This is a genomic window from Pinirhizobacter sp. (genome assembly GCF_035317885.1).
Taxonomy (GTDB): domain Bacteria; phylum Pseudomonadota; class Gammaproteobacteria; order Xanthomonadales; family Rhodanobacteraceae; genus Pinirhizobacter.
The window spans coordinates 1-3,096 of the sequence record NZ_DATHFX010000056.1 but is presented as its reverse complement, the minus strand read 5'-3'; the positions used below and the strand labels follow the sequence as shown (position 1 = coordinate 3,096).

The window sequence follows — 3,096 nt, the reverse complement described above, 5'->3', positions numbered from 1 at the left end:
AAAGCCCGGTGAACCTCGCGGGCGAGGCGCGTAACCCCGGGCGCAGCATTCCGTTCGCGGTACTGGGCTCGATCGCCCTTGCCGCCATCGTCTACGTGCTGCTGCAGGTGGCCTACATCGGCGCGGTGCCGCGGGATCTGCTGGCCAAGGCCGGTTGGAACGGCATCGACTTCAGTTCGCCGTTCGCGCAGCTTGCCGTGATCGTGAACCTGCACTGGCTTGCCATGCTGCTCTACGCCGATGCATTCATCAGCCCCAGCGGTACCGGCATCACGTACACCGCCACCACCGCCCGCATGCTCTACGGCATGGAGCGTAACGGCACGCTGCCGAAGGTGCTTGGTCGCCTGCATCCGAAGTGGGGCGTGCCGCGTCCGGCGATGTGGCTGAACCTGGCGGTGTCGTTCCTGTTCCTGTTCAAGTTCCGCGGTTGGGGAACGCTGGCGGCAGTGATCTCGGTGGCGACGATCATTTCCTACCTGACCGGCCCCGTCAGCGCGATGACCCTGCGCCGCACGGCACCGGATATGGCGCGCCCGTTCCGCCTGAAGGGACTTGCCTTCGTGGCGGGGCTCGCCTTCATCTGCGCCACGGAGCTGCTGTACTGGGCACGCTGGCCGCTGACGGGCGAGATCATCCTGCTGATGGTGGTGGCCCTGCCGGTGTACCTGTACTACCAGTACAAGCAGGGCTGGCACGACTTCGGCCGGCAGCTGAAGGGCGCCTGGTGGCTGATCTTCTACCTGCCCTCGGTAGCCGCATTGTCATGGGCCGGCAGCACCACCTTCGGCGGCATGGGCTACCTGTCCTACGGCATGGACCTCATCGTGGTGGCGCTGGTGGGCCTGGTGTTCTATGTCTGGGGCGTGAAGTCCGGCTGGCGCACGCCCAGCGTGGACGAAGCCCGGGCCGAAGCCCATCACGAACCACGCGACCACGGCCCGCACGTGGTACAGCCGCGCGCCTGATCAGGCGTACAGCACGTCACCGAGCAGGGCCTGGGCGGTGATCTCAGGTCCCGCGCCCGGCCCCTGGATCACCAGCGGCTGGGCGTGGTAACGGGTTGTGGTGAGGGCGAACTGGTTGTCGGTGCCGGTGAGCCGCGCTGATGGATGGTCGCGAGGCACCTCCACCAGCCCGACACGCGCCCTGCCCCGCTGGTTCAACCGCGCCAGGTAGCGAAGCACGCAGCCACGCGCAGCCGCCCTGGCGTGCCGTTCGGCCAACGGCGCATCCAGTTCCGCGGCCCGCTGCAGGAATTGCTCCGTGGATACGCCCTGAAGCGACGCCGGCACCACGCTTTCGATTTCCACTTCATCGTGCCCCAGCGCGAAGCCCGCCGTGCGCGCGATGATCAACAGCTTGCGGGCAACATCCTCGCCGGAAAGATCCGAACGGGGGTCGGGCTCCGTATAACCCTGCCGTCGCGCCTCGTGCAGCAAGGCGGAAAACGCCTGCTTGCCGTCGTACTGGTTGAACAACCACGACAAGGAGCCGGAAAAAACCCCTTCCAGCGTGAGCAGGCTATCGCCGCACTGGCGAAGGCGCCGGAGCGTGGACAGCACGGGAAGCCCGGCGCCCACGGTGGCGGCGTCGCCATAGCGATCACCGGCACCCGCCGCTTGCAGGGCACGCCAGCTGTGCAGTTCCCCGCCGGCCGAAGCCTTGTTGGCCGTGACCACGTGGTAGCCCGCATGCAGCCAGCGGGCGTGTTGCGAAGCCTCGCGGCTGCAGGCGGTAGCGTCGACGATGACGCGACGGGACGCGCCGCTGGCGTCGAGGGTCGCCAGCAGCGCGTCGTCGTCGCGTTCGCCGCACTCGGCTGCCAGCCGCTCACGGACATGCGCCGGGGCGAGCCCGGCGGCGTCGGCATGCTGCCGACGGGAATTGGCCGCGCCCACCAGGTGCAAGCCGTGGGCCGCGGGGGTCTGCAAGAGGCGCAGCAGCGCGCTGCCAACCACGCCCGTACCCAACAATACGATGGCCTTGCGCGAAGGCCCGGGGCCCGTCGCCAACACCGCGCTCATGCACCGACCCGGCGTTTGGGCTGCTTGGCCTGCGCGCGCACCAATGCGGCATCGAGGTCGGCGATCAGGTCGTCGCCATCTTCGATGCCCACCGACAGGCGCAGCAGGCTATCGCTGATGCCGGCCGTGCGGCGGGCCTCGGGCGCCATCGATGCGTGCGTCATCGACGCCGGATGCGCAATGAGGCTTTCCACGCCGCCGAGCGACTCGGCCAGCGAGAAGTATTCAAGGCCATCGACAAAGGCGCGGATGGCCGGTTCATCGCCATCGAGTTCGAAGCTGAGCATGGCACCGAAGCCCGACTGTTGGCGCGCGGCCAGCGCATGTTGGGGATGATCGGTGAGCCCCGGGTAATACACTTTGCGCACCACCGGATGCGCATCCAGGCGCGCGGCAATCAGGCGGGCATTCTCTTCATGCGCCCGCAGCCGTACCGAAAGCGTGCGCAGGCCGCGCAAAGTAAGGTAACTGTCGAAAGGTGCGCCAGTCAGTCCATTGCAATTGCCCCACCACTTCAGCTGCTCGGCCACGGCCGGGTCGCGGGCAATCACCGCGCCGCCGACCACGTCGCTATGGCCGTTGATGTACTTGGTGGTCGAGTGAAGCACGATGTCCGCACCCAGGGTGAGCGGGCGTTGCAGGGCAGGCGAAAGGAACGTGTTGTCCACCAGTACCAGTGCACCCACCGCGTGCGCCGCCTGGGCCACGTGACGGATATCGGTGATGCGCAGCAGCGGGTTGGACGGTGTTTCCAGCCATACCAGCGCGGGCTTCGCCGCCAGGCCCTCGGCCAGCGCTTGAGGATCGGTGAGGTCGGCGAAGCGCACCTGGAAACGGCCCTTCTTGGCCCAGGCGTCGAGCAGGCGCCAGGTGCCGCCGTAGCAATCGTGGGCCGCCAGCACCGTTGCCCCGGCAGGCACGATTTCCAGCGCCAGCGCCACTGCAGCCATGCCGCTACCGGTTACCACGGCCCCCACGCCTTCTTCCAGCTCCGCCAGCGCTTCGGCCAGGAGGTCGCGGGTAGGGTTGCCGCTGCGGGAATAATCGTAGCGGCGCTTGTTGCCGAAGC

Annotated in this window: 3 protein-coding genes; 1 reads left to right on the top strand and 2 read right to left on the bottom strand. The window is 67.8% G+C overall.

What is annotated here, in order from left to right; genetic code table 11:
* The coding region (locus tag VK519_RS01700) for an APC family permease (protein ID WP_324347049.1) at nt 1-968 on the top strand (968 nt) is incomplete at its 5' end.
* Here the strand turns inward: VK519_RS01700 and VK519_RS01695 are convergent.
* Nucleotides 969-2,027, bottom strand: a complete 1,059-nt coding sequence (locus VK519_RS01695; protein ID WP_324347047.1) for a homoserine dehydrogenase family protein — start codon at nt 2,025-2,027, stop codon at nt 969-971.
* Nucleotides 2,024-3,096 (bottom strand): cystathionine gamma-synthase (metB, locus tag VK519_RS01690; RefSeq protein ID WP_324347046.1); only part of this gene is annotated, 1,073 nt, incomplete at its 5' end. The genes VK519_RS01695 and metB, both read right to left, overlap by 4 nt.

Excerpts from the sequence above, each read along its gene's own strand:
- VK519_RS01695 (WP_324347047.1), bottom strand. The coding sequence starts at position 2,027 with ATGAGCGCGGTGTTGGCGACGGGCCCCGGGCCTTCGCGCAAGGCCATC.